Genomic DNA, 3532 nt, shown 5'->3' with positions numbered 1-3532 from the left:
TTTGCGGTTGTGCCACTTCCGCTTCCATTTTGTCCGTTTGGGCACGGGTTTCCGCTAGTTCCTGTTCGGCAGCCGCTTGTTGACGGCGAATCGTATCAATGCGCAGGACACCATCGCGCAATTCACGACTGAGGGCAAAGAGGATGGCCAAAGTGGAGGCAGAAATTAAGCTCCCCGTGAGAATGGTGATCAGAACAGCGGTCTGTCGGGGCCGCAAATTAAACCAACTCAATCGAGCCTTGCCCACTTTTGAGCCCAGGCGATCGCCCACTGTGGCGATCGCGCCCCCAAGAATAATCACCGCCAAGACGAGAACATACCCAGCCATATTTCGGGTACTGCTGCCACTCCCCAACTATACTTTTTACAGTATGTGCCGATGCTGACCCCTATAACGGTTTGGGCAAACCACTTTGACTGCAATCAAGCGATGCCAAAAATTGCTACTTGGAATGTCAACTCAATTCGCACCCGCCTTGACCAGGTGTGCCAGTGGTTGGATAGTACTGGGGCGGACTATCTCTGTCTTCAGGAAACCAAAGTCACAGATGCTGAGTTCCCGCGGCAGCCCTTTTTGGATCGTGGATATCAAGTTTATTGTAGTGGCCAAAAGGCCTACAATGGGGTGGCCATTCTCAGTCGTCAGCCCCTTGTGGGGGTAGAGGCAGGCTTTGCCCCCCAATTACCCAGCCACAGTGAGTTGGATACACAAAAACGAATCATTCGCGCCCAATTGGCCCCTGAGGTGATCTTAGTGAATGTTTATATTCCCAACGGCGGCGAGTACGACAGTGAGAAATACCACTACAAGCTGCACTGGCTGAAAACTCTGTATATCTATCTCGAGCAACTCACCGCCCAAAGGGAGGTGATTCTCTGTGGCGATTTTAATATTGCCCCTGAAGATAAGGACCTCTTTGATGCTAGCGATCGCGCCACCAAAGTGGGGGCCACCGATGCTGAACGCAACCTTCTGGCAGCCATTCGCGATCTTGGCTTCTATGATGCCTTTCGCCACTTTACTGAAGCGCCAGGGCACTACTCTTGGTGGGATTATCGGGCAGGTGCCTTTCGCCGCAATCATGGCTGGCGCATTGATCACCTCTACATTACCCCCGGTGTCAAAGCCCGTGCCTGCAACTGTCACATCGATATTGCCCCTCGGCGCTTACCCAAGCCCAGTGACCATGCACCCGTGATCCTAGAGATTGAATAGGGGCTGTACGGTGGGCAGCCACCCCGTCAAATCCTGTACCCCTTGGCCATAGGTGAGATCAAAGGTCAGTGGCGTAATACTAATCAAATTTTGGGCAATGGCTTCCACATCCGTGGGCGCTTGATTGGGGTCTTGGGGATATTCTTCGACCACCTCACCTGCAAGCCAATAGTAGGTTTTGCCGCGAGGGTCAATGCGCTTTTGGAAAAGGTCATGGTAGCGCCGAATCCCCTGCCGGGTAATAACAACCCCAGCAATTTCACTGGCGGGCAAAGCAGGCACGTTGACATTGAGGAGCATTTTGGGAGGAAGGGGGTCGGTTTCCAGTGCTTTGAGGAGACGATTGGCAAACTCAGCGGCCGGCTGAAAGTCATGAACCGTGAAACTGGCGAGGCTGATGGCAATACTGGGAATGCCCTCAATCACCCCCTCCATAGCAGCAGACACTGTGCCGGAGTAGAGAATATCTGTGCCGAGGTTGGAGCCTTGGTTAATCCCAGAAACGACAAAATCGGGAGGTTCCTCTAGGAGAGCACCCAGGGCTAACTTCACACAGTCGGAGGGGGTACCAGAGCAGGCCCAGGCCTTAATCCTGGGGTGAAAGAGATCCCTCACGACTTCTGCGCGAATCGGATCAAACACCGTGAGGCTATGCCCTGTAGCAGAGCGTTCGCGATCCGGACACACGACCACCACTTCATGGCCAGCGATCGCCAGTGTATCTGCCAACGCCCGAATACCGGGGGCAAAGACCCCATCATCATTGGCAACAAGTAACCGCATTTCTCGCCCCCTGAATCCTGAAGTATTGGCCAAACATTACAGTTGATTGCAAATTGCAGCACACTCCCTGAGAAATGTTAACCTCTAAAAGGGTTAAGTGGCGCACTCCGTGGCCCACCCTGCCAAACAGTTTGGACGCACCATTCCTGACAAGACCGCTTTTAGGGATTGACAGGATCGATGGGGCGCTTACTGAACCATCAGTTGAAGGAGAACACTGTGTCTGTGCATCAAAGTCATCCATTCCTCCGTGAAGACCTCAGTGAATACGTTGCCCATTTGCAACTGCACATGGCACTTCAAGCGCGCAATTTGGTGCCCGCCCTGAAACACGCCGGCGACAGCCGTGAGCAACTTCTCCATCAAACCCAAGCTAACTTCGAGAAGCACGTCTCCCGTCAAAGCTATATTGGCTAAAGCACTTTTCCTCTGTGTTCAAAAATCAACAGCTACGCTCCCTAAGCAGCAGTGATCTTGCTGCTTTTTGCGTTTGTTGGGGTTTGGGGGAGTCGCTTCTGCCACCACTTTGAGGCACACTTGCAACAGAGTACACTAGGGGCGATATTGCTATTTGTAACACTCTTGCCAGCGTTCTCAGGAGGTTTTATGGCCCGGACAGAGTCCACAATGCTTGCCCTTGGTACCGTTGCTCCCGATTTTCAACTGCCCGATGTGGTGAGCGGGCAAACCATTTCCCTCAGCACCTTTGCCGATAAGAAAGCCCTACTGGTGATGTTTATTTGTCGCCACTGTCCCTATGTAAAGCATGTCCAAGAGGAACTGGCGAAGCTGGGGCGCGACTACAAAGAGACAGGCCTAGGAATTGTGGCTATTAGTGCCAATGACGCTGCCAACTATCCCGATGATGCTCCAGAGTCCCTGAGGGCGATGGCCACGGAGCTAGGGTTTACATTTCCCCTTTGCTACGACGAGAGCCAAGAAACGGCCAAGGCCTACACCGCAGCCTGTACACCGGATTTCTTCCTCTTTGATAGCGATCGCAAGCTTGTGTATCGCGGACAACTTGATGACAGCCGTCCCCAGAATGGCCTACCGGTGACTGGAAAAGACTTGCGGGCAGCCATTGATGCCGTGTTAGCCGGTCAAACCCCCAGCGAGGATCAAAAACCAAGTCTCGGCTGTAATATCAAGTGGAAACCGGGGAATGAACCGGCCTATTACAGCTAATCCTGGAAAGGGAAAGAGAGGGGCACTTTTATTGCCGCTTTGCAGTCGTTGGCCTATGTTATATCAATGCCAATGGGTTTGGCCGTGTTGACGCGATTGTTTTTAGGTGTGAGCAGTGAATAACCAACTTTTTTTGCCAGTGCAAATGCAGTCAATGGGGGCTGCCCTGAAAACCGTAAAAGTGGCAATAGCAACGGTGGCGATCGCCCTCGGTCCTTTGAGTCCCAGCCGTGGCCAAGCAGCCCCCACCCCTCCTGTCAACACACCCGCTGAGACGCCAGCATCGCCAACATTACCATCGGCAGAGCCTGTGCCTGAAAGCCCGCCAGCGGCACCCCCCATCCC

At 53.2% G+C, this 3532-nt stretch carries 5 protein-coding genes and 1 pseudogene; 4 read left to right on the top strand and 2 right to left on the bottom strand.

Features of this window, described 5'->3' with window-relative positions; all coding sequences use genetic code 11:
- Positions 1-328, bottom strand: a 328-nt coding sequence (locus H8Q75_RS08015) for a DUF3084 domain-containing protein (protein WP_297041104.1), incomplete at its 3' end; no start/stop codon positions are given.
- A gap of 102 nt (positions 329-430) precedes the next feature.
- Here H8Q75_RS08015 and xth point away from each other — a divergent pair.
- Positions 431-1216: an exodeoxyribonuclease III gene (gene xth, locus H8Q75_RS08010; RefSeq protein ID WP_297041103.1), complete on the top strand. Its 786-nt coding sequence runs from the start codon at positions 431-433 to the stop codon at positions 1214-1216.
- Here xth and surE read toward each other — a convergent pair.
- Entirely contained in the window at positions 1202-1999 is a 798-nt protein-coding gene (gene surE / locus H8Q75_RS08005) for a 5'/3'-nucleotidase SurE (RefSeq protein WP_024124827.1), read from the bottom strand. The two genes, xth and surE, sit on opposite strands and share 15 nt — an antisense overlap.
- Positions 2000-2179: 180 nt before the next feature.
- Here surE and H8Q75_RS08000 point away from each other — a divergent pair, with 180 nt between their 5' ends.
- From H8Q75_RS08000 to H8Q75_RS07990, 3 genes and pseudogenes are all read left to right on the top strand, one after another.
- Positions 2180-2416 (top strand): hypothetical protein, encoded by a 237-nt coding sequence (locus H8Q75_RS08000; RefSeq protein WP_157869668.1) that lies wholly within the window; start codon positions 2180-2182, stop codon positions 2414-2416.
- 189 nt (positions 2417-2605) lie between these two features.
- On the top strand, positions 2606-3187 hold the full coding sequence (locus tag H8Q75_RS07995; RefSeq protein WP_041429096.1) for a thioredoxin family protein: 582 nt from the start codon (positions 2606-2608) through the stop codon (positions 3185-3187).
- Between the two features lie 115 nt (positions 3188-3302).
- Positions 3303-3532, top strand: a pseudogene (locus H8Q75_RS07990) (hypothetical protein); the annotation flags it as partial.

The organism is Thermosynechococcus sp. OHK43, assembly GCF_014466085.1.
Lineage (GTDB): Bacteria > Cyanobacteriota > Cyanobacteriia > Thermosynechococcales > Thermosynechococcaceae > Thermosynechococcus.
Note: the sequence above shows the minus strand (reverse complement) of the source record. Positions and strands in the feature narration are given on the sequence as shown.

Excerpts from the sequence above, each read along its gene's own strand:
- xth (WP_297041103.1), top strand. The coding sequence starts at position 431 with ATGCCAAAAATTGCTACTTGGAATGTCAACTCAATTCGCACCCGCCTT.
- surE (WP_024124827.1), bottom strand. The coding sequence starts at position 1,999 with ATGCGGTTACTTGTTGCCAATGATGATGGGGTCTTTGCCCCCGGTATT.
- H8Q75_RS08000 (WP_157869668.1), top strand. The coding sequence starts at position 2,180 with ATGGGGCGCTTACTGAACCATCAGTTGAAGGAGAACACTGTGTCTGTG.
- H8Q75_RS07995 (WP_041429096.1), top strand. The coding sequence starts at position 2,606 with ATGGCCCGGACAGAGTCCACAATGCTTGCCCTTGGTACCGTTGCTCCC.